Annotated in this window: 15 protein-coding genes, 1 tRNA gene and 1 pseudogene; 8 read left to right on the top strand and 9 right to left on the bottom strand. The window is 44.9% G+C overall.

Annotation, left to right across the window (positions count from 1 at the left end):
- Positions 1-7: 7 nt before the first annotated feature.
- The 7 genes from AB7E53_RS06335 to AB7E53_RS06305 all read right to left on the bottom strand — a co-directional run bounded on the left by AB7E53_RS06335 (position 8) and on the right by AB7E53_RS06305 (position 13,341).
- Entirely contained in the window at positions 8-1,399 is a 1,392-nt protein-coding gene (locus tag AB7E53_RS06335; RefSeq protein ID WP_446774762.1) for a glucoamylase family protein, read from the bottom strand.
- 75 nt (positions 1,400-1,474) lie between these two features.
- Positions 1,475-2,935 (bottom strand): RagB/SusD family nutrient uptake outer membrane protein, encoded by a 1,461-nt coding sequence (locus tag AB7E53_RS06330; protein ID WP_079684034.1) that lies wholly within the window; start codon positions 2,933-2,935, stop codon positions 1,475-1,477.
- 22 nt (positions 2,936-2,957) lie between these two features.
- Positions 2,958-5,990, bottom strand: coding sequence for a SusC/RagA family TonB-linked outer membrane protein (locus AB7E53_RS06325; protein WP_446774760.1), 3,033 nt, complete (start codon positions 5,988-5,990; stop codon positions 2,958-2,960).
- A gap of 389 nt (positions 5,991-6,379) precedes the next feature.
- Complete coding sequence (locus tag AB7E53_RS06320) at positions 6,380-9,232, bottom strand: triple tyrosine motif-containing protein (protein ID WP_446774758.1); 2,853 nt, start codon at positions 9,230-9,232, stop codon at positions 6,380-6,382.
- Positions 9,233-9,896: 664 nt separating this feature from the next.
- Positions 9,897-10,652, bottom strand: coding sequence for a succinate dehydrogenase/fumarate reductase iron-sulfur subunit (locus tag AB7E53_RS06315; protein WP_068186586.1), 756 nt, complete (start codon positions 10,650-10,652; stop codon positions 9,897-9,899).
- A gap of 39 nt (positions 10,653-10,691) precedes the next feature.
- On the bottom strand, positions 10,692-12,635 hold the full coding sequence (locus tag AB7E53_RS06310) for a fumarate reductase/succinate dehydrogenase flavoprotein subunit (RefSeq protein ID WP_446774756.1): 1,944 nt from the start codon (positions 12,633-12,635) through the stop codon (positions 10,692-10,694).
- Positions 12,636-12,672: 37 nt separating this feature from the next.
- Entirely contained in the window at positions 12,673-13,341 is a 669-nt protein-coding gene (locus tag AB7E53_RS06305) for a succinate dehydrogenase cytochrome b subunit (protein ID WP_179399947.1), read from the bottom strand.
- A gap of 215 nt (positions 13,342-13,556) precedes the next feature.
- On the opposite strand from AB7E53_RS06305, the gene AB7E53_RS06300 reads away from it, so the two are divergent.
- The 7 genes from AB7E53_RS06300 (at position 13,557) to AB7E53_RS06270 (ending at position 21,670) form a co-directional block, all read left to right on the top strand.
- A complete protein-coding gene (locus AB7E53_RS06300; RefSeq protein ID WP_421468388.1) occupies positions 13,557-14,030 on the top strand; it encodes a pyridoxamine 5'-phosphate oxidase family protein in 474 nt (157 codons plus the stop codon).
- Between the two features lie 67 nt (positions 14,031-14,097).
- A complete protein-coding gene (locus AB7E53_RS06295) occupies positions 14,098-14,997 on the top strand; it encodes a serine O-acetyltransferase (RefSeq protein ID WP_079684039.1) in 900 nt (299 codons plus the stop codon).
- A 14-nt stretch (positions 14,998-15,011) separates the two neighbouring features.
- Positions 15,012-16,763: a THUMP domain-containing class I SAM-dependent RNA methyltransferase gene (locus AB7E53_RS06290; RefSeq protein ID WP_446774754.1), complete on the top strand. Its 1,752-nt coding sequence runs from the start codon at positions 15,012-15,014 to the stop codon at positions 16,761-16,763.
- A 16-nt stretch (positions 16,764-16,779) separates the two neighbouring features.
- Complete coding sequence (locus tag AB7E53_RS06285) at positions 16,780-18,933, top strand: S9 family peptidase (RefSeq protein ID WP_446774774.1); 2,154 nt, start codon at positions 16,780-16,782, stop codon at positions 18,931-18,933.
- Positions 18,934-18,957: 24 nt separating this feature from the next.
- Positions 18,958-20,226: a phosphoribosylamine--glycine ligase gene (gene purD / locus AB7E53_RS06280; RefSeq protein ID WP_446774752.1), complete on the top strand. Its 1,269-nt coding sequence runs from the start codon at positions 18,958-18,960 to the stop codon at positions 20,224-20,226.
- A 2-nt stretch (positions 20,227-20,228) separates the two neighbouring features.
- Positions 20,229-21,236, top strand: coding sequence for a hypothetical protein (locus AB7E53_RS06275; protein WP_068186599.1), 1,008 nt, complete (start codon positions 20,229-20,231; stop codon positions 21,234-21,236).
- The gene (locus AB7E53_RS06270; RefSeq protein ID WP_068186601.1) at positions 21,221-21,670 is read left to right on the top strand and encodes a YqaA family protein; all 450 of its coding nucleotides are present in this window, start codon (positions 21,221-21,223) and stop codon (positions 21,668-21,670) included. The genes AB7E53_RS06275 and AB7E53_RS06270 overlap by 16 nt, the downstream gene beginning before the upstream one ends.
- A 71-nt stretch (positions 21,671-21,741) precedes the next feature.
- Here AB7E53_RS06270 and AB7E53_RS06265 read toward each other — a convergent pair whose 3' ends face one another.
- Entirely contained in the window at positions 21,742-22,821 is a 1,080-nt protein-coding gene (locus tag AB7E53_RS06265) for a mannose-1-phosphate guanylyltransferase (RefSeq protein WP_079684044.1), read from the bottom strand.
- Positions 22,822-22,978: 157 nt separating this feature from the next.
- Between AB7E53_RS06265 and AB7E53_RS06260 the strand changes: the two genes are divergently transcribed.
- Positions 22,979-23,065: transfer RNA gene (locus AB7E53_RS06260), tRNA-Leu, on the top strand.
- 101 nt (positions 23,066-23,166) lie between these two features.
- Here the strand turns inward: AB7E53_RS06260 and AB7E53_RS06255 are convergent.
- Positions 23,167-23,351: pseudogene (locus AB7E53_RS06255) on the bottom strand (group II intron reverse transcriptase/maturase); the annotation flags it as partial.

Raw genomic sequence — 23,351 nt, 5'->3', positions numbered from 1 at the left:
CACTTGTTTATACCTTATCGGCCGTAACCGTAAAACCTAATTTCTTCAATCCCTGCTGTACTTCCGGACAACTCATAAACAACCGCCAGAGCAAGCCGGTACGATAATTCTCGATCATAGGTGCAATGGTGCACTGATCGATGGCCAGGTAGCGTTTAGGATACCAGTTGCTTTGCTCGCTGAAAGCATCATAAAAACCATATTTACCCCAGATACTGTCGCCCAGATTAAAATAGAAATGCTTCAGAGCCTTAAGAGATTCATCCGGCGTATAAGGGAAGCTGGAAAGTGCTGCTGTGGGTGTAATCACGCCGAGGTCATTTGAAGGCATGTGGGCGTTGTATCCCTGTACGGAATAACTGGCTGTAAGTCCCCAGCAATCAGCTCCGTATCCTTTAAACTTACCCGGATTCTCTACACAATGGTTGTAGTTGATGAGGGTATGATTCCTGTTCAGCTCCCAATAATCGGCATAGGCATCGCTCAGTCCTTTGGGATTGAGACCGATATAGGAATAATGTGCCCAGAAAAGAGGTCCACCCAGCGCCTCAGCCCCGTTGTGTTTAAGTATAAGCGGCAGACCATAGGCCGTAGCATCGCTCTTGATAGCCCCCTTACGAGCCCAGCCGTTGTGATAGGCGGAAGCCGGTATGGGATATGTGGGCGACGAAGCCGCCAGGATATAGGTGATAAGGCATTCGTTGTATCCTTCCAGCGGGAAGTTCATCTCCCAGTTGTACTCGGGCGACCAGTGCCAGTAAAGTACATCCTGCCCGTTCTGATACCAGCTCCATTCCATTTCGCGCCAAAGGGTGTCAATCTTGGCTGCCAATGCCTTTTCTGTTTCGTTACCGTCGCGGAAGTACTGACGTGCACAGAGAAGTCCCGTCATAAGAAAGGAACTCTCTACCAGATCGCCGCCATTATCTTTCTGCCCGAAAGGCTTTACCTTACCGGAAGGACCGTCAATCCAGTGCGGCCATACCCCGTGAAAACGATCGGCACGAGCCAGGTAGTCGGCTATCTTGTGCAGGCGCTGAACGCCCGCCTCGCGGGTAATGAAACCCCGGTCGATTGCCACCAGCAAGCCGGCAATACCAAATCCGCTGCCTCCGGTGGTAACTACATCAGCATCATTCTGCGGATATTCACCATCCATGTGTATACGCTCGCGGGCCAGTCCGGATGTAGGTTCCGCTCCCTCCCACATGTAATTGAAGTGGGTCTGCTGGATGTAGGTAAGCATATCGCTGTCCGAAGCAAAGGTATCGGGACGGCTCACCGGTTCCGGCAAAGAGGCTGTTTCCTTGTTTTTATCGGACTGACTGCAAGCGGTAAAGGAAACAAGCGTACCCAACACGATTCCGGCAGTCCAACTATATATTCTCATAACTTTCATTATCTATCAATTTTAGTCATAGTAAAATATCCGGGGAGGAAAGCTCCCTCCCCGGATTACACACATCAGTCCTATTTATTTGAGATTCGGATTCAGGTCGATCTGGTTCTGAGGAATTGGATAATATTCGCTCACCCCTTTTACAAATCCGGGTAATGTACCGGCGGCTTTGTCGGTTCGTACCAGGTCGAAGAAGCGCTCGCCCCACTCCATGGCAAACTCCGCACGTCTTTCGTCCAGCAGCTGATCCAATGTAGCACCTGTAAGAGGAGCTAGTTTAGCCCGTTCGCGAACCTGGTTGATTTCTGCATCACCATTCTGTCCTTTGCGGATTTTGGCTTCGGCATTCATCAGCAGTACATCGGCATAACGCAAGATACGGATGTTGTTATTTGCTCCGTAGCTAGTACGGCCCGGTGTAAGCTGGTTAGACGGAGTATATGCCTTACCATTATAGCAGGTAGGCTCTCCAGCCAGACCCGGCTTGATAGTGTCGCCCGAAAGGGTGGTCTTTCCTGCAACCAGGAAGGAGGCATCCGAACGAACCGTTTCGCCGCGGGCGGCAAAGAAGGCACGTACATTGTCTGTTGGAGTCATAAATCCCCATCCTTCAATTGGGCTTTTTCCTCCACGTGGTCCCTGGAATGCAAACCAGGCATCCGAGCTTACGATATCACCACTACCATTACCAAAGTCGGTATACTGAAGTTCGAACAGAGATTCGTTACTTAGTTTTCCGGGTATCTTGAACAGCTGGTAGAAATCATTGTACAAGCTGAATTTATTGCTTGAAATAATATCATTCGTTGCAGCAAGAACGCCATCCCAGTTCTCGTTATACAGATAGGCTTTGGCCAACAGGGCCTGAGCCGTATAGCGGGTTACAGCACCCAGTTTATTGGTCTGTTCGTTGGGACGAAGGGCCGGCAGATTGGCCACGCAATACTCAAGCTCGGAGTAAATGAAATTGTAAATCTCTTCGCGGGATGATTTTACAAGATTCAACTCCTGGTTGTTGAGCAACAAAGGCGCATTTCCCCAAAGGTTTACGATACGGAAGTAGGAAAATGCACGGATAAAGCGTACTTCGGCAGTATATTCGGCATATTTTTTCCTATCGGCTTCGTTTGTGATATGCGCAGCATATTTATCCAGAGATTCCAATGCGGCATTGGATGTGGAAATCACGTTGTACAATCCTTCCCATGCGGCATTCAACGCCCAGTAACCGGTAATGCGGTCGTACTGGAACTCTTTACAATATTTAAATTCAATCTGGTCTGTGGGGCTGGAACCTTTATCCACATCGTCGCCTCTTACGGCAATAAGCCCAAAGGCCATCCATGCGGAGAATTTATTACGAGCCACGGCATAAGTTCCGGAAACCGGCATATACATATCGCTGGTTTTTGTATAATCTACAAGCTCGGCCTCTACTCTGTTTTCGGGAAGTTTATCCAGAAAGTCACTACAGCTTGAGAAGGTCATGACCAATAGAAGTGCCCAGAGCATCTGTTTTTTTAATATATGTTTCATCACTTTATATAGCATTAAAAGATTAATAAATAATACGTAAGCCCAGCGTATAGGTTGCTGCCAAAGGATATACCTGATCGTCGAATCCGTTGTTGCCAACTTCCGGTGTAAAGCCGTTAGATTTGAAATAGGTGTAAGGACGTTCTGCGGTCAGGCTGAGGCGTACACTTGGCAATTTCGTATTGCTGAATTTCAGCTTGTCGAACGTATAGGCCATTTGGATATTCTGTACCCGGAAGTATGATCCGTCTTCAACATAGAATGAATTGAATTTAGAGATATTCCAAGGCTTTACGCTTCCCTTGGCGGATGGGTAAGAGTTGGTAGAACCTTCGCCTGTCCAACGGTTTTCAACCATATCGGAATCATAGTTGATATCAGACTGCCATCTGCGGTTACCACGCTTGCGGTTCACAATTTCGTTGCCGGTTTGTCCCTGCAACACGACAGAGAGGTCGAATTTCTTGTAAGACAGTCCCAGATTCATACCGTAGGTGAAGTTAGGTATATACGATCCGAGGATTACACGGTCGTTGTCGTCAATTTTTCCATCCTTGTTCTGGTCTACATATTTGAAGTCGCCCGGTTCCAGACCGTTAGCCACGGCTATCGGGTCGTTTGCCACTTCGGCTGCATTCTGATATACACCTGCAATCTCGTGTCCGTAGTAGGCATTCAGTTCGCCGCCCACTTTAGAGATGGTACGGAACTCGGCTGATCCTCCATACAGGTAAGGCAGACCGTTCAGGTTCTTCACTTTGTTTTTAAGCGTGGTGATATTGGCTCCGATACTATATGAAAAATCCTTTCCGATTTTATCGGTCCAATCTACCGAAAGTTCCAGACCTGAGTTCAGGATTTCGCCATTGTTACCCAACAAACTTCCTGCACCCATAGGCAGTGGAGCATTGATAACCGCGTTTTCGGTAAGACGGTGGTAGTAATCGGCCTCCACTCCTAAACGACTATTCAGGAAGGCAGCATCGAAACCGATATTCAATTCGTTTACAACTTCCCAGTCGAGGTAGCTGAAGTATACCAGGTTTGTGTAACCGGGCAATACACCGTTTCCAAATACACCCGAGGTATTCATATTTTGAGTAACAGAGGCAAAACCGTCGCTGGCGCTTACCTTGTCGTTACCTAACTTACCCCAGCTGGCACGTAGCTTCAGGTAGTTCAACTGTTTGAAATCTTTCATGAAATCTTCTTCCGAGATATTCCATGCAGCACCAATAGATGGGAAGTAACCCCATTTTTCCTGGTACTTGGAGCTACCGTCTGCACGCATGGTGGCAGACAACAGGTATTTGCCCTGATAGTCGTACGTTACACGACCGAAATACGACAAGCCGCGGTAAGTGGTACCATTATCGCCAGTAGTTCTGCCGTCGGCATTACCCTGGTCGAGGTACTTATACTCGTCTGAACCACCCGGAACGCCGGTTGCATTTCCCCATAGATAACGCCAGTTTTCGCTTCGTACGGACTGACCTAACATGGCCGAGAAGTTGTGCTTGCCAAAAGCATCACGGTAGGTGATGGTATTGTCAAGAATCCAGCTGCGGTAATTATTGTCTTCTTTCTTCAGGTTGGAGTTCTTGCTCAACTGGCTGCCTCCCACTAAATATTGCGGCGTGTAAATCCGTCCCTGGATAAAGGATATATCCTGGCTGTAAGCGGTTTTGAAGAACAACTTGTTGGCAGGAAGGAAATCGATCTGAGCATAGAAAGTAGGTAATACCTGGATGGTATTGCTTTTGTTGTCGTAATAGTTGGCTGTAGCCACCGGATTACCATAGTAAGTTGACATACCGATCTGACTTGGTGAAGCATATTTTACCGGATATACGTCTGCATCGCTTCTGCGCTCGTCCATAACCGGGAATATGCCGGGTGTAAGATAGGCGGCACCCCATGCTGCGTTATTGGGACTGTACTTCGTTCCATTGCTTATAACTGTGTTAGCACCGATTTTCAGCCAGTTGTTTACATTATAATCGGCTTTGGCACGGATATTCAGTCTTTCGTATTCATTTTTTGCATCCATGATACCTTCCTGGAACATGTAGTTCATACCTACCGAATAGGATGCTTTGTCGGTTCCACCGCTGATATCGATGCTATGGTTGTGAATAAGCGCCGTACGCAACAATTCGTCGTACCAGTCGGTACTTGTTCCTGGCATCATAGATTGGAGATCTCCACCGAAGAGTTCGATGGAATTACGCAGCACGTTAAGATCGGTTGCGTTGTTCTTTTCTATCTGCATAGTTGCATACTGCTTGCTGTTGGCCATCTTAAGCTGGTTGGTTACCTGCTGAAAACCTACATAGCCATCGTAAGTGATTGTAGCCGGTTTGTTGAGTGTTCCTTTTTTTGTAGTAACAATAACAACCCCGTTGGCTGCGCGTACCCCGTAAATAGAGGCGGCTGAAGCATCCTTAAGAATAGAGAGATCCTGGATATCGCTGTTGTTAAGGAAGTCGATGTTATCGAAAAACATTCCATCCACTACATACAAGGGTTTGGTATCGCCGAAAGAGCCCACGCCACGGATACGAACATCCGGACCGGAACCCGGCTGACCGCTGTTGGTGATATGTACACCGGCAACCTTGCCCTGCAATGCGCCCATGGGCGAAGTGGTGGCATGTTTAACAATGTCGTCTGCTTTTATAACAGCAATCGGTGCTGTAAGGTCTTTTGCTTTACTTGTACCATAACCGATAACAACGACCTCGTCCAGTTTCTGAGTGTCTTCTTCGATCATTACATTGATAACAGTGCGGTTGCCCACTGCATGTTCTTGTGTGAGCATACCTACATAGCTAAATACAAGTGTCGCATTAGCCGGAACATTTGAAAGAGAGTAATCTCCATCCATGGAGGTAACAGTACCTATAGTGGTACCTTTCACGAGCACACTTACTCCGATTGCCGGATACCCGGTGGCCTTTTCAGTTACAACACCGGTAACCGTTAGATTTCCTTGTGCAAACATCGCAGTGCTTGCAAGAAGTAAGCATAAACAAAGCATCAATTTCGCTTTCATTCATTCTAGTTTTAAAGTTTAACATCTGTATAATACATACGTTTTTGATTGGACGGCAAATGAACTTCTATCTCTAAAAAACTGCAAATTTTTGTATACTTGACCACTACTGCCCGTCCGAAAGGGGTATTTTATTAATACCATTTCACTACTTCACTTCAATATAACAATCTAAGAACCAATAACTTTCATTTGTTAATCACAAATCGAATATTTATATGTTATATAACATTCTTTTTAATAAATATAGTCAATTTAATATACACAGGCAGGTGTACCTCAAGCAATAGAAAGGCAGATAAGGATACTGGAAGATAAAAACAGGTAAAGGTCTTTCTTTTTGAAATATAGCTTTTCCTGTTTACAATGTTTAGGGGGAAGGTCCCAAATTATTTGAATTCGATCATAAAATCAACCAGACTTTTCCCTTCGGGTATGTCCAGCTTTTTACGGAGACGGTAACGGGCGGCTTCCACTCCTCTTACCGACAGATTTTGCATACGGGCCATGTCTTTGGTGGGCATATTAAGTCGAAGCAATGCACACAAGCGAAGGTCACCGGGGGTAAGATCAGGATAATGAGTCCGTAAGGAACGGAAGAAATTTTCATGTATCCTGTCGAAGTTATTCTGGAAAACCAGCCAGGCATCCTCGGACGAGAGATTCTCGTCTATCATTCGGATGAGTTTTTCAAAATACTTTTTCGAATAGGTTCCGGAGAGTTGCTGCATCTGAACCTCTTTCTTCAGGGCTTCCAGAAAGTCATTGTGCGAGATAACCGACAATGTGGCACTGGCGAGCTCTTTACTTTTATAGGTAAGCTCGTCTTCCAATTTCTCATTCTGAAGTTTTATAATGAGCTGTTCCTGGGTTTTCAGCTGCTCTTCTCTTTCTTTCTTTTCCTGTTCGATGGCTTTATTCTCCCGGTTAATCTCCCACGTTATATAAGCTTTGATAATGGCTATAAGCAGCAGAATGATCAATATAAAGTAGACTCCAAAGGCAATGTAGGAGCGGTAAAACGGACGGCTGATCTCAAATTCGTAGCTGGAAGATGCCAATACCTCTCCCACGTTGTTTACTACTTTAGCATGAAGAACATAGCTTCCGTAAGGCAGGTTGGAATAATCCTTGGTAAAGTCGGCCGCCCCGTCCACCCAATTGGTATCGAATCCCTCCAGCTTATACTGCATGCGGAACTCTTTTCCTAAAAAATTGGGGTAAGAGAAGGCAAACTGAATATTGTTAAAGCTATAGTCCAGTGATGCAAAACCTGAAACAGGCAGAAACTGATAGGTTTCCTTGTGGCGATTGTAAACACGCACGGAAGAGAGCAACAACGATACATGCGATTGTGGTAACTGCTTTCCTTTATTATAGCGTGCAATACCTCCGTTTAGGCAAAAATAGGAGATTCCAGCCTCGTCTACATAGATATTTCCACGGTCTTCGATGGGGGGATTATCAAACAGTCCGAAAGGAATTCTTGCCTTTGCCTCGTAACGACCGTTTTCAAAACCTACCAATACATATTCCGAGGAACGGATAAACCAGTAAAGGTCGTTATTAACCGGAACGATGCGGTAAGTATCGCCCATTCCCTTAAACTGGTTGTTAAGCTCATTGAACGGAACCACTTTTTGGGAGAGATCCTCATACATATAGAACTGATATCCATCTGTAATCACTACCCGGCCGCGAAGCATCATTACGTTCAGGGCACTTTCCTTACGGGTTGAATCCGGATTGGTGATGTATTCGAGCTCTTTTACAGAATCAAGGGTAGCGTTCAGCTGGATGCGGTATACTCCTTTATACATATGGTTGGCCCAGATGTTACCGGCAGGATCTACCTCCAAACGCTTGATCAGATTACTGAATCCTTTTATATTATGACTGAATCGCCACTTTCCTGCAACATCTTTTGTAAACACGCTTAAAACGCTGTAAGAGGATTGCAGCAGAATTTCTTTGCCATGAATAGTGCATTTCCGTATGGCTGTACCTCCGGATTCGGCTCCGGGGAAAAAGGAGGCCTCTTTATTCTGTATCTGCAGGGTTCCTTTATTGTTTCCACAAAAAAGCTGCCCATCCAGATCTTCTATATACCAGTTTTGTCCTTTACTGTTGGGCAAGATTACGGGAGACTGACTTTCGTCTGCAATAGAATAGGCTCCCTGATTGGATACAAGATAAAGGAAATTATCTTTCCGCACCATATCGTGTACCATTCCGATCTGTACATCCAGCGGTTCGTAGAAATCGAAAGAGGAGCTTGTCTGAATCTGGGCGATCCCGTTATCAAGGGCAATCCATACATTATTCTGCTTATCGCAGGCCAATCCCAAAACAGTATTGTTTATAAGGTGGTTTTCGCGGTTGATATGCCACACCATTCGGGCCGTCTTATCTAAAGCTACCAAACCATCCGATACACTGCCCAGGATATATAATGAATCGGAAGTCATTACCGCCCTGTTCATGGTACTGCGTTTCAAGAAAAGATCGGCTTCCGTTTGCCATGGTACAGCCTTAAAGCCATCATATAAGAATAGTCCGTGTGAGTCTGTAAGAAGCAGCAGTTTATTATCCATAGGGAGGACAGCCACTACATCGTCGCGGTTTAATGCTATTCCGGGAACAACCTCTTTCTGATTAATTCCGTCAAAAAAACAGAACCCGCTTCCCAGCAAAGATGAATACATATTATTATTTACCTTATGAAAATAGAGAGGTCCGCGTTGGGGTCTTACACCTTTCACCTCTTTTCCATTAAATACGAAGTAAGAGCCAAAGCACTGAAAAAAGATATTTTTATCTTTTTGATGGATTGTCCAAACCTCATCATTCATAAATGAAAAATCCTTTACTTTAGCTTTTAAAGAAGTATATACAAGCTTGTTCTGAGGATTGGCTTCAAAATAACCAAACTCTTCGAATGAGCCTACATAGATACGGTTATTTGAGTCAATATAGATAGACCGTACAGCCAGATTGGTAGGCAGAGGATAGAGAGTCCAGCGTGTACCGTCAAATTGGAGAAGTCCCCGGTTGTTCCCGAAATACATAAGCCCGTCGGCTCCCTGCGCCACGGCCCAGTTCTGATTTCCAGCCTTATATTCTCCAACAGAATAATTAACAACCTGCGGAATATATGGGATACGTGGAGCAGCCATTGCCTGGATTACCAGCAACAGACATCCGAAAGATAAATAGAAACACCGCAACATCCTTTTCTTCATTCAGGGCACTACTTAACAACAATGATTCGCTGTATAACAGCACAAATGTACGATTTTTTATAAAAAAAGGAAAGATAAATCCAATGGAAGCTCATTGAGAGATAGAAAGGTCTATAAACAATTAAAGGATGTCATCCCGACATCCCCTAACCAAACTTTGTTAACCTTAAATCTAATACTATTATGAAAAAACCACGATGCAAAGATACAGGCACTATTCGGGTTTGTCAAGTCTTTTTTGTCTAAAACATGTTAAATAACATATAATTACCTTTCATAGGAGTAAAGGGGAGTTTGTATAAAAAATCAGGGGATGTCATCCCGACATCCCCTAACCAATCTTTGTTAACCTTTAATTTAATACTATTATGAAAAAACCTATTGCAAACATAACAAACATTTTTCATATTGTCAACATTTTGGCAGTTTTAATTTACATAAGTATATAGCAAAAGGATTTAATATTTCATATTGAAATATTAAATCAACCAATAACATACATTTGATATTTTATCAGATCTGTCGCTTTCAAATTACAACCTCTCGCAACTGCCTGAACAGGCAGAGGCCTTCTCAGAGAGAAAGCACGCCTATACCTGGAGTCAAAACAAAAAAAAGGATGCCTTTTGAGCATCCTTTTTCATATTGTAAGTTGAGAGAACTCTTAGTCTCTTAGCTTGGCTACAAGGAATTCACGATTCAAGCGTGCAATGTTGCTTACCGAAATACTCTTCGGACATTCAACTTCGCAGGCACGGGTGTTTGTACAGTTACCAAAGCCCAGCTCGTCCATTTTGGCAACCATTGCTTTTGCACGGCGTGCACCTTCAATCTGTCCCTGAGGAAGCAGAGCAAGCTGACTAACCTTAGCCGAAACAAACAACATAGCCGATCCGTTTTTGCAGGCTGCAACACAAGCACCACAACCGATACAAGCAGCAGCATCCATAGCTTCTTCTGCCTTGTACTGAGGAATGGGTATTGCATTGGCATCAGGTATACCACCTGTGTTTACAGAAACGAAACCTCCCGACTGCATGATCTTATCGAATGCGGTACGATCCACCATCAAGTCGCGGATAACCGGGAAACCGGCCGAACGCCATGGCTCGATTGTAATCGTGTCGCCGTCATTGAAACGACGCATGTGAAGCTGGCAAGTAGTAACTGCGCTGTCTGGTCCGTGAGGGTGTCCGTTGATGTACAAAGAGCACATACCACAAATACCTTCACGACAGTCGTGGTCAAAAACTACAGGATCTTTTCCCTCGTTGATTAATTGCTCGTTCAGGATATCCAGCATTTCAAGGAAAGAACTTCCCTGGGAAATTCCTTTAAGCGGATACGTTTCGAAAAAGCCCTTTTCTTTCGGACCTTTCTGACGCCAAACTTTCAGTGTGATATCAATATTTTTATCCATGATTTTAATCTTTACTTTAATTTTACGACTACTTACTCCTTAGCTCTTGTAATTACGTTGCTGACGAACAATAAATTCGTAGTCTAGCTCTTCTTTCAACATCACAGGAGCTTTATCTTCTCCCTGATACTGCCAGCAAGATACATAGGCGAATTTATCATCGTGACGTAAGGCTTCTCCTTCTTCAGTCTGGTGTTCAAGACGGAAGTGTCCACCACAAGATTCTTCTCTGTCAAGAGCATCGTGAGCCATCAATTCGCCGATTTCAATAAAGTCGGCCAAACGAAGTGCCTTTTCAAGTTCAACGTTCAAATCATTTCCTGATCCGGGAATGCGAACATTGCTCCAGAATTCTTTCTTCAGATCGCTCAACTTCTGGATAGCAGCCTTCAATCCTTCGGCATCACGTCCCATACCAACGAAATCCCACATGATGTGACCTAATTTCTTATGCAAGCTGTCTACAGAATGCTGACCTTTGATGTTCATCAACTTGTTGATGCGAGCCTGGATTTCTTTTTCTGCTTCCACAAATTCAGGTAAATCTGTACTGAAACGAGGAACACGAATCTGATCTGCCAGGTAGTTCTGGATGGTATAAGGCAAAACGAAATAACCATCGGCCAAACCTTGCATCAATGCAGAAGCTCCCAAACGGTTTGCTCCGTGATCGGAGAAGTTTGCTTCACCAATGGCGAACAATCCGGGAACTGATGTCATCAATTCGTAATCAACCCAAAGACCACCCATTGTATAGTGGATAGCCGGATAGATCATCATAGGAGTTACATATGGATCATCGTCAACAATCTTTTCGTACATCTGGAAGAGGTTACCATATTTAGCTTCCACCACTTTTTTACCCAGGCGTTGGATAGCATCGGCAAAATCAAGGTATACGGCTAATCCGGTTGTACCAACACCGTAACCGGCATCGCAACGTTCTTTAGCTGCACGCGAAGCTACGTCGCGGGGAACCAGGTTACCGAAAGCCGGGTAGCGTCTTTCCAGATAGTAGTCGCGGTCTTCTTCCTTAATGTCGGTTGGCCTAAGCTTGCCGGCACGGATTGCTTCCGCATCTTTAATATTTTTAGGAACCCAGATACGTCCGTCGTTACGTAAAGATTCGGACATCAAGGTCAGTTTTGACTGGAATTCACCGTGAACAGGGATACAGGTAGGGTGGATCTGAGCCATACATGGGTTGGCAAAATAAGCACCTTTTCTATAGCACTGAACAGCAGCAGAACCATTTGATGTCATCGCATTGGTAGAAAGGAAGAATGTATTCCCATAACCACCGGTAGCTACAACAACTGCGTGTGCAGAGAAGCGTTCTGTTTTACCTGTAACCAGGTTACGGGCGATGATACCGCGTGCACGACCGTCAACCTTAACCAGGTCAAGCATTTCGTAGCGGGTATACAATTTAACAGCACCCTTGCCAACCTGACGGCTCAATGCAGAGTAGGCACCAAGAAGCAACTGCTGTCCGGTCTGACCACGTGCGTAGAATGTACGTGATACCTGAGCACCACCAAATGAGCGGTTATCCAGCAAACCACCATATTCGCGAGCGAAAGGTACACCCTGAGCCACACATTGGTCGATGATGGAGTTAGACACTTCTGCCAGACGATATACGTTAGCCTCGCGTGCACGGTAGTCGCCACCTTTGATTGTATCGTAGAACAAACGGTAAACCGAGTCGCCGTCGTTTTGATAGTTCTTTGCCGCATTGATACCACCTTGTGCAGCGATAGAGTGTGCACGACGTGGAGAATCCTGAATACAGAAATTCAACACATTGAAACCCAGCTCACCCAGAGAGGCAGCAGCCGAGGCTCCGGCAAGACCTGTACCAACTACAATGATATCCAGACGACGTTTGTTAGCGGGATTCACCAGCTTCTGGTGATTTTTATAATTACTCCACTTCTCAGCCAACGGCCCCTGAGGGATTTTTGAATCTATTTTAGTCATAATTCTTATTCTTTTAAGTTGTCAGACATTCATGATATTAAGCTGCACAGCAAGCACCGAAAGGAGCAAAGTAGAAGTATACAGCTACAACAGCGAAACCAACGGCAAGGATAGTAGCGTAGATGATACCGATCATTTTCAGACGGCTGTACCATTTCTTGTTGTTAATTCCCAGTGTCTGGAATGCACTCCAGAAACCATGAGTAAGGTGAAGCCATACAGCCAAGATCCAAGCCAGATAAACTGCAACTACAACCGGATTTTTGAACACAGTGACAATCAATTCTGATCCCAACATCGACTCTTCGCCTTTCCACTCCAGCAATTGCATCTTTGCCCAAAAGTGAGTAAGGTGGAAAACCAATACACCAAGAACAATTGCGCCTAAAACGAACATGTTCTTTGAAGCCCAGCTTACTTGTGTTTTGCTGGCCGATGCATACTTGTCGTTGCCTCTGGCTTTCTGATTCTGCAAGGTTAACATGCCCGCATAGATGATGTGAACAATGAAACCTGCTGCTAACACAGGAACCATTAACTGAATGACTGGATTGGTACCCATGAAATGACATACGGCATCATAACCATCCAGCGAGAATACCGCCACTAAGTTCATCACCATGTGTACTGTTAAAAATACGATCAGAAAAAGCCCTGAGATACTCATAATCAGCTTTCTTCCGATAGAAGAATTAAGTAACCACATAAGATAATAATTTAAGTTATTTAATTATATTTAAAAATTACGTTCGTGTCACGTACAAAAAGTCTGGCAAAGGTATGCTAAATCCCCATATCACGCAAACGATTAAAGAAATATTTCGCCAATCAGCGCGGGAGATTCGAAACAATAAAAGCCATACTTTTGTTACCGCAAAAAAAACCGTATGTTTGTATGCATAAAAGTAAGACAAAATCTTTATGAAAACACTTATTATCACTGAAAAAGAGGAAATAGAACAAATAATTGCCAAATGTACGGTATGTTTTGTGGGATTGGCAGATACGGACCTCACCCCTTATGTAATTCCCATGAATTTCGGATATAAAGAAGGTACAGTCTACCTGCACTCCGCACAAGAGGGAAGAAGTATCGACATACTTTCCAGAAACCCCCAAATATGCATCACCTTCAGCACCGACCACGCCCTTGTATTTCAGCACCCACAGGTTGCATGCAGCTACCGGATGCGGTCTAAAAGCGTTATCGGATGGGGAACCGTGATTTTTGAAGAAGATTTCGACAAAAAGAAAGAGGCGCTGGACATCATCATGCACCAATATACTCAAAAAGAGTTCACCTATTCGGATCCGGCCGTTAAAAACGTAAAGATATGGAAAGTGGCTTTAGACACCCTTACATGCAAAGTATTCGGCGAACCGCATAAGAAGTAGGCCACGTAATTGTCGGTATTTCAATCTTTATTACTATTTTTGCACCAAATTATGAATACTTTATCTCATGGGCTTGCAGAAGCATAGTACAATACTGGCTGACACAGTTGAACAACTTTCGGACGAGGCATCGTATAAACAACTGTTTCATGCGTATCGCGATGAGGAAGCCCTCCCTTCCGGCGAAGTATTGAAAGAGATCGTGGATCTTTGCAGATCCATTCTTTTTCCGGGCTATTATGGAAATGCCCGGATAAGCAAACAGACTATTCGATTTCAGACGGGAGTGAACATAGAAATGCTTCACGAACGGTTGTCCGGGCAGATTTATGCAGGCCTTTGCTTTGCCGACAGCTCCTGCACGGCATGTCCTGAAGAAAAAATAAGCGAGCAGGCAAAGAGATTATCAGAAGCATTTATAAAAACTCTTCCCGAAATCAGGGAGATACTTGCTACAGACGCCGAAGCTACTTTTAACGGAGATCCGGCGGCACAGAATGTTGGTGAGGTAATATTCTGCTATCCGGGATTCAGAGCCATCGTTGGTTACCGTATCGCACACCGGCTATACAGTCTGGGTGTTCCCTTTATTCCGCGAATGATTACCGAAATGGCGCATAGCGAAACAGGTATAGACATCCACCCGGGGGCCACCATCGGTCATTCCTTTTCCATCGACCATGGAACCGGAACCGTAATAGGAGAAACCAGCGTGATCGGAAATTCGGTAAGGATATTCCAGGGAGTCAGTCTTGCCGGCGAAAAATTACCTCCCGACGAAAACGGACAAACCATACGTGGTGTGGCACGACACCCCATCCTGGAAGACGATGTTACGGTTTATTCCAATTCTACTCTTATCGGACGCATCCGCGTTGGAAAAGGAGCTACCATTTGCGGAAACGTTTGGATTGCCCAGGACGTACCTGCGGGAATGGTTATCACACAAAACAATGCATTAAGATAATATATTAAAAACAAATGAATAACGAGACGTTTGAAATGGTGGCTAAAACCCTCTATGGTTTAGAGGAAGTATTAGCCGGTGAGTTAATTTCGCTGGGAGCCAATGAGGTGCAGATCGGTCGCCGGATGGTTTCCTTCGAAGGCAACATGGAGTTGCTTTACAAGGCTAATTTCTATTGCCGTACCGCACTCCGCATCCTGAAACCCATCTATCACTTCAAAGCCAAAGATGCCGACACAGTTTACAAAGAGGTGAAAAAGATAGAATGGGAAAAATACCTTTCTTTAGATAAAACGTTTGCCATTGACTCGGTAATTTATTCTGAAGACTTTAACCATTCCAAGTTTGTTGCTTATCGTACTAAAGATGCGATTGTTGATTATTTCATGGAGAAATACGAAAAACGTCCGTCTGTACGCGTAAGTAATCCCGATTTATACATTAACATTCATATTTCTCATAACGACTGTACGCTTTCTATCGACAGTTCGGGCGAGAGTCTGCACAAACGCGGATACCGGGTTGATCAGACGGAAGCCCCTCTGAATGAGGTTCTGGCTGCCGGGTTGATCATGAAGACGGGCTGGAAAGGGGAATCCAACTTCGTAGATCCGATGTGTGGTTCCGGAACGTTGCTTATAGAAGCAGCTATGATCGCCCTGAATATTGCTCCCGGTATTCATCGTAAAAACTTCGCCTTCGAAAAGTGGGTCGACTTTGATCAGGAGTTGTTCGACCGGATTTATAACGACGAATCCAACGAAAAAGAATTCACATTCAAGTGCTACGGATCGGATATCAGTCCGGACGCCATTGAAATTGCCAGAACAAACGTTCGTAGTGCCGGCCTCTCCAAGTACATTGACCTGCAGGTGCTTCCTTTACAGCAATACCAGGAACCACCCAGACCAGGGATCATGGTTACCAACCCTCCTTACGGAGAGCGTATCTCTTCTCGCGACTTAATGGGCCTTTACGCGATGATCGGCGAGCGCATGAAACATGTCTTTACCGGCTATAAGGTTTGGATATTGAGCTACAAGGACGAATGTTTTGAAAAGATAGGATTACGCCCCAGTGATAAAATGAAGGTAATAAACGGTTCGCTGGATTGTGAATTCCGTTGCTACGATATATTTGAAGGAAAAAACAAGGACTATAAGAAGGCCTTGGCCGAAGGAGGTGAAAGCACAGAAGCTTCTGCCGAAAGACCGGCCCGTTCGTTTAGCAGTGACCGACCCGCAAGAAACGAAAATTCATCCGGTGGTGAAAGAGCTCCACGCAAGGAGTACAATGAACGTCCGGAGCGGAAAAACTTCAAAACAGACCGGATGGACCGTCCGGACAGAAGATTTGCCGCCGCACATAGCGAAACGGAAGAGGAAAAAGCAGCTTTTGCTCCGGGAAAACGTTTCTTCGGAGAAGATCGCAACGACGGAAAACCTGCACGCAAACAATTTGGCAGGGAGGATGCAAAACGGTCGAACGACAAGCCTTTTGAACGTCCTGTAAAATCAAGTTTCTCGCCTGGCGGTCCGGGAAAGTCTAGTTTCTCGCCAGGCGGACCCGGTAAAAAGAAGTTTGATGATCGTCCGGCTAAGATGAAATATAAAGATGACGACCGCTTTGGCGGGAAAAACTTCAAAGACAAGGGTAAGCCGTTTAAAGATAAAAAAGAAGGAAAGGACTTTCGGGATAGTCGCATCGACAAACGAAGCTTTAGTGACCTGCCTATTAAAAAGATAAAAGGAGATGATGATTTATAATCAATACAAAAGGAGGATGGCTTCCATCCTCTTTTACATTGTATGTTTTACGTTGCCTATGGGAATACATGGCCAGAATAAACAATTTACACTGGATGATCTGATTCCCGGGGGGAAGACATACAGCAAATTTTCGCCACGCACTTTAAAACAACTGCAATGGAGCGGAACTACTTATCTGTATGCTAAAGGTGATAGTGTATTGGGTGGCAAACCGGGTAAAAAGAGTAAAGAAACAGTATTGTTTACACGCGCATCGTTAAATGAAGCTCTTGTGGCTGCCGGACTTAAAACGGTTTCCGGCTTACCGGCTTTTACCGTGACGGATCATGACAAGACGGAACTGGTTTTCGAATCTAAACAGGTACGGGTTCAGTACGATTGGAAAGCGGGTAAGGTAGTTTCATTCCGTAAAGTGGATGAAAACTGGAAAAATTGTGACTGGACTGCCGATAATAAATGGCTGGCATTTACCGAAGATAATAACCTCTGGGTAGTTAGTCCCGATGAGAAAGTAGTGGAAGTAACTGCCGACCAGGACAAAGGGATTGTAAACGGTCAGTCTGTGCACCGAAACGAATTTGGAATCAGCAAAGGTACCTTCTGGTCGCCCAACGGAAACAAACTGGCCTTTTACAGAATGGACGAGCGAATGGTTACAGACTATCCCATCGTGGATGTTACGGCCCGCACGGCTGTAGCAAATCCTATTAAGTATCCCATGGCCGGAATGAAAAGCCACGAGGTTACTGTTGGTGTTTACAATCCATCCACCGGTAAAACGGTATTTCTACAGACTGGTACACCAAAGGACAAGTATCTGACCAACCTTGCCTGGAGCCCCGACGGACAAAGCATCTACCTTGCAGAGGTAAACCGCGAACAGAATGTGTGCAACCTGGTTCGTTACGATGCCAACACCGGAAAACGCGAAGTCATTCTTTTTACGGAAGAAGACTCCGCCTATGTGGAACCACAGAATCCCGTCTTGTTTTTACCTCAAAATTCCGGTCGTTTTATCTGGCAAAGTATTCGGGATGGTTACAACCACCTGTATTTGTATGACATCAACGGTAAATTGGTAAAACAGCTTACCAAAGGCAATTGGATTGTGACGGATGTTGTAGGCTTTGATACCGCGGGAAAGAATCTGTTCTATATGTCTACCGAGGTAAGCCCGATGGAACGTCATCTGTATAGCGTCAACCTGGCATCTGGAGTCATAAAGAAACATACAAACCAGGAGGGAACACACCAGATTAAACTGGCACCCGGCGGTGAGGCCTTTATAGATCAGTTTTCAAGTCAGCATAACCCCCGCACCATACAGGTTACTACTGTTGCCTCGGGTCAATCGCTCGAATTGCTGAAAGCATCCAATCCTTACAAAGATTACGCATTTCCGGAAATTGTAACCGGCACCATCAAAGCTGCCGACGGCACGACCGATCTGTACTACCGACTTGTAAAACCGGTGGGAATGGACGAAACAAAAAAATACCCCGCTGTAGTTTATGTATATGGAGGTCCGCATGCCCAGCTGGTGAATAACACCTGGATGGCCGACGCACGGGGATGGGACATATACATGGCTCAAATGGGATTTGTTGTATTTACGGTAGACAGCAGAGGTTCTGCCAACCGTGGTGCAGCATTCGAACAGGTGATTCACCGTAACCTGGGTGTAAATGAAATGGCCGATCAGATTAAAGGAGTTGAGTTCCTAAAATCGCTTCCTTACGTAGATGGCGACAAACTTGGTGTACATGGATGGAGTTACGGCGGGTTTATGACCACCAACCTGATGCTGAGCTATCCCGACATATTCAAGGTAGGTGTTGCAGGTGGTCCGGTGATTGACTGGCAATATTACGAAATAATGTACGGCGAACGCTATATGGACACACCCAAAGAGAACCCGGAAGGCTACAAAAATGCCAACCTGAAGCTGAAGGCAGGCAACCTGAAAGGGCATCTCTTGCTTATTCACGGAGATATTGATCCGGTGGTTGTATGGCAGCACAGCCTTACCTTCCTGAAAGCTTGCGTGAATGAGGGAACCTATCCGGACTATTTCGTCTATCCCGGACACGAACACAATGTGATTGGAAAGGATCGTCCGCATCTGTCGGAAAAGATCACCCGCTATTTTATGGATTATCTGAAATAATAAACCGAATAAATACATAGAAAAATGAATATACTACTCGTTGGCTCAGGAGGTCGTGAACATGCACTGGCCTGGAAAATAAGTCAGAGTCCGAAAGTGGACAAATTATTTATAGCTCCCGGAAATGCCGGAACATCCACTGTGGGCATCAACGTACCGATGTCTGCAACCGATTTTCCCGCAATCAGGGAATTTGTATTGGCCAATCAGGTCACCATGGTGGTGGTTGGTCCGGAAGATCCGTTGGTAAAGGGAATCTACGACTTCTTCAAGAACGATCCGCAACTGGCATCCATCCCGGTTATCGGCCCCAGTAAGGAAGGTGCCCAGCTGGAAGGTAGCAAAGACTTTGCCAAAGCCTTCATGATGCGCCATAACATTCCTACCGCAAAATATAAAAGTATTTCTGCCGGCAACCTGGAAGAAGGTTACGCCTTTCTTGAATCGTTGCAGGCTCCTTATGTGTTGAAAGCCGACGGACTTGCAGCCGGAAAAGGTGTGTTGATTATATCCGACCTGGCAGCAGCCAAAAACGAGCTGAAAGAGATGCTTGACGGAATGTTTGGCGACGCAAGTAAGACCGTGGTAATAGAAGAGTTCCTATCCGGAATTGAGTGTTCTGTATTTGTGCTGAGCGACGGCAATTCATATAAGATCCTTCCCGAAGCAAAAGATTACAAACGCATCGGAGAGGGAGATACGGGCTTGAATACCGGAGGTATGGGAGCTGTTTCTCCGGTACCTTTTGCCGATGAAGTATTCATAAAAAAGGTGGAAGAACGCATTATCATTCCTACTGTACAGGGACTTAAATCCGAAGGTATCGAATATAAAGGCTTCATCTTCATCGGTCTGATTAAAGTGAATGGCGAACCGATGGTTATCGAGTACAATTGCAGAATGGGCGACCCCGAAACCGAGGTTGTGATGTTGCGTATCAAGTCGGACCTGGTAGACCTGCTGGAAGGTGTTGGTCAGGGGAATCTGCAAGACCGTGTGCTTGAGCAAGATCCGCGCTCCGCTGTAACCGTTATGTTGGTATCCGGAGGCTATCCCGGAGACTACGAAAAAGGAAAAGTGATAAGCGGACTTGATAAAACTGCAGGCAGTATTGTATTTCATGCCGGTACAAAAGAAGAAAACGGACAAATAGTAACCAACGGCGGACGTGTAATTGCTGTTAGCTCTTACGGCGAAACAAAAGCTGAAGCTCTGGCACAATCGTTCGATGTGGCCAATAAAATCTCGTTCGATAAAAAATACTTCCGTAGCGATATCGGATTCGATTTATAAATATGAGAAGAGATACGATAAGAAGACGCAATAATATATGCGGACCGGTACTGTTTACAAGCACTTTACTGGCCTGTATTCTTTGTTGGGCTGTAGGTTATTATTTTGCCGTAGGGTTTCCGCTCACTATCAACAGCAGCGACACTCCCCTGTGGAAAGTAGTCTGCCAAAGCCTTACAAGTAAAGAATCTGCCTACCTTATCGGATTTATCCTTACTATTGGCGGAGCGTTTTTATTGCACCGGGCCAATTACGCCCTGGGACTCATCCGCGAGAAAACGCTCCTGCCTTTTTTGTTTTATCTGTTGTATGTAAGCACCAATCTGGGCTTCTTTCCGTTAAAGTCGAACTCATTGGCTGTATTCTGCCTGATTTTGGCTATCTACGAATTATTCACCTCGTATCATAACCCCGAATCAAAGTCAAAAGCTTTCAACATCGCCTTTGTACTCGGTATCGGAAGCCTGTTGTGGATCCAGATACTCTGGTACCTTCCGCTGTTTTGGTGGGGTATGTACCAGTTGCGCTCCATCAGCGGCAAAACAATCCTTTCATCCTTTATTGGTGTGATTTCCGTATATTGGTTTTTATTGGGATGGAGTGTCTGGCAGCAGAATGTTACCCCATTTGTAGAACCATTCGGAGAACTGCTGGATATAAAGTTCTCGCTGGTGAAAAATGCCGGATGGATCGAGTGGACCGGAATAGGCTATGCTGCATTGCTCACTGCCATCGCATCCTTTAATATCCTTACCCACGAATACGACGATAATCTCCGTACCAGGCAGTTTCTTTCGTTTTTGATCGCCCTGTCGGTATGGTCGGCTTTCCTTTTCTTTCTGTACGACCACACGTCGGAAGAATTTATGGGAATGGCCTGTGTGCCTTCGGCCATACTCGTCTCTCATTATTTTACGGTTAACAAAGGCAAGGTGGTTAACTGGATCTTTTATGGCTCCATCCTGTTTTATTTTACCCTTATAAGCATCCAGCTATGGCAGAACTTATAGAATGGGGATACATCGGCGTCTTTATCGCCTCGTTTCTTGCAGCAACCGTACTTCCCTTCAGCTCGGAAGTGGTGCTTACAGGAGTTTTATTTGCGGGAGCCGACTACTGGCAATGTATGGTAGCGGCCACGTTGGGAAACTTTCTGGGAGGAATGAGCTGTTACTATCTGGGTATGCTGGGAAAAGTGGAATGGATTGAAAAGTACCTTAAACTGGATATAAAAAAGCTCGAAAAGGTACAGAACTGGATAAAAGGGAAAGGTTCCGTTATGGCTTTCTTCGTATTTTTGCCTGGCATCGGCGATTTTATTGCAGTTGCCTTGGGCTTTTTACGGGGTAACGTATGGATTGTTGCCATTTCCATGTTTCTGGGCAAAGCCATCCGTTATTGGGTATGGATGGAATTTGTATATAAAGTACAGGAATTCATATGAAAATCGTGAATCTCCAAAGTTACCCGGGTAACCTCGAAGATTCACGATTCTATTCAATAAAACAATGTTTCTTAGTTGTATTCTTTACCGAACTTCATCTGAGCGTCGGCTACAAACTGTTTGATACGCTGTTCGTCTTCTTTTTTGCAAATCAGCAATACATTATCGGCTTCGGCCACAATGTAATCATGCAGGCCCTGTATTACAGCCAATTTGCCCGGATCATCCAAAGCCACCACATTTCCAGAGCTTTCGTATAACAGAGCCCGGCTCTTCAATGAAGCATTATTCTGGTCATCTTTACGGGCAATATCAAATAAAGAACCCCAGGTGCCTAAGTCGGCCCAACCGAAATCCACACATAGCATAAACACGTTATCGGCTTTCTCCATAATTCCGTAATCGATGGAGATATTGAGACAATAAGCAAAGTTCTCTTTAATGAAATCGACCTCCTCATCGGTGTTGAACTTGTCTTTACCCATATCAAAGCGGGTGGCGATATCCGGCAGGTATTTTTCAAAAGCCTCCAGAATGGTATTTACATTCCATAAAAACAACCCCGAGTTCCAATAGAACTCACCACTTTCATAAAAGACCTTGGCAAGGTCCAGGTTAGGCTTTTCTGTAAAAGTCTTCACCTTTGTAAAATCGTCGGCCATCACCCCGCTGCTCTGGATATATCCATACCCCGTTTCAGGTCTGCTGGGCTTGATACCCATGGTAACCAGTGCCCGGTTCTGTTTTACAAATTCCAATCCTTTGGAAACATCCTTCAGGAAGACATCTTCCTTCAGAATTAAATGATCCGATGGAGCCACAACTATGTTGGCATTTGGATTACAGGCACGTATATGGTAAGCTGCGTAGGCAATACAGGGAGCCGTATTTCTGCGGGCAGGTTCAAGCAAAATCTGGCTGACAGACAATTCCGGCAGCTGTTCGTGTATTAGGGTTGCATATTGTTCATTGGTAACAATAAAGATGTTCTCCACAGGGATGATCTTGGCAAACCGATCGAAAGTCATTTGTAACAACGAACGTCCGGTTCCAAAGAAATCCAGAAACTGTTTCGGATAGCTTTCTCTGCTAAATGGCCAGAAACGACTTCCAATCCCGCCACCCATGATGACACAATAATTATCTTTCATGATTTAGGTTGATTTAATGTATTCAAACAGATACAAAGCTAAATAAATAATCTGTGATTTAATCTGCCTTTGAATTATATTTAAAAAAAAGTAATCAAACGTTTGCGCATTTAGAAAAAATCCATACCTTTGCCACGCATTTGAAAACAAATCAAATGCCCAGATGGCGGAATTGGTAGACGCGCTGGTCTCAAACACCAGTGGATTCACTTCCATGCCGGTTCGATCCCGGCTCTGGGTACCATAACCCAATCGAGTAGGAGGAAAACAAAAGTAGTTTTCTTCCTACTTTTGTTTTCCGACCTCTCCCACCACCGTACATGCCGTTCGGCATACGGCGGTTCTTTAATTACGATGCAGACGGCGATATAATCTCATTATTTGTGGATAACCTGCTCGGTCTAGACTCTCATCTGTAATTGCCCGATGCAGCACCCAGCTGTTGGCTATGTGCCAGTATCCTTTACGGGTATTAGCCCATTGCCAAGCCTGATGTTTGTTTATACCACATTTCTGGAGATTATGTGATT

The organism is Macellibacteroides sp. (genome assembly GCF_050251695.1).
GTDB lineage: Bacteria > Bacteroidota > Bacteroidia > Bacteroidales > Tannerellaceae > Macellibacteroides > Macellibacteroides fermentans.
Note: the sequence above shows the minus strand (reverse complement) of the source record. Positions and strands in the feature narration are given on the sequence as shown.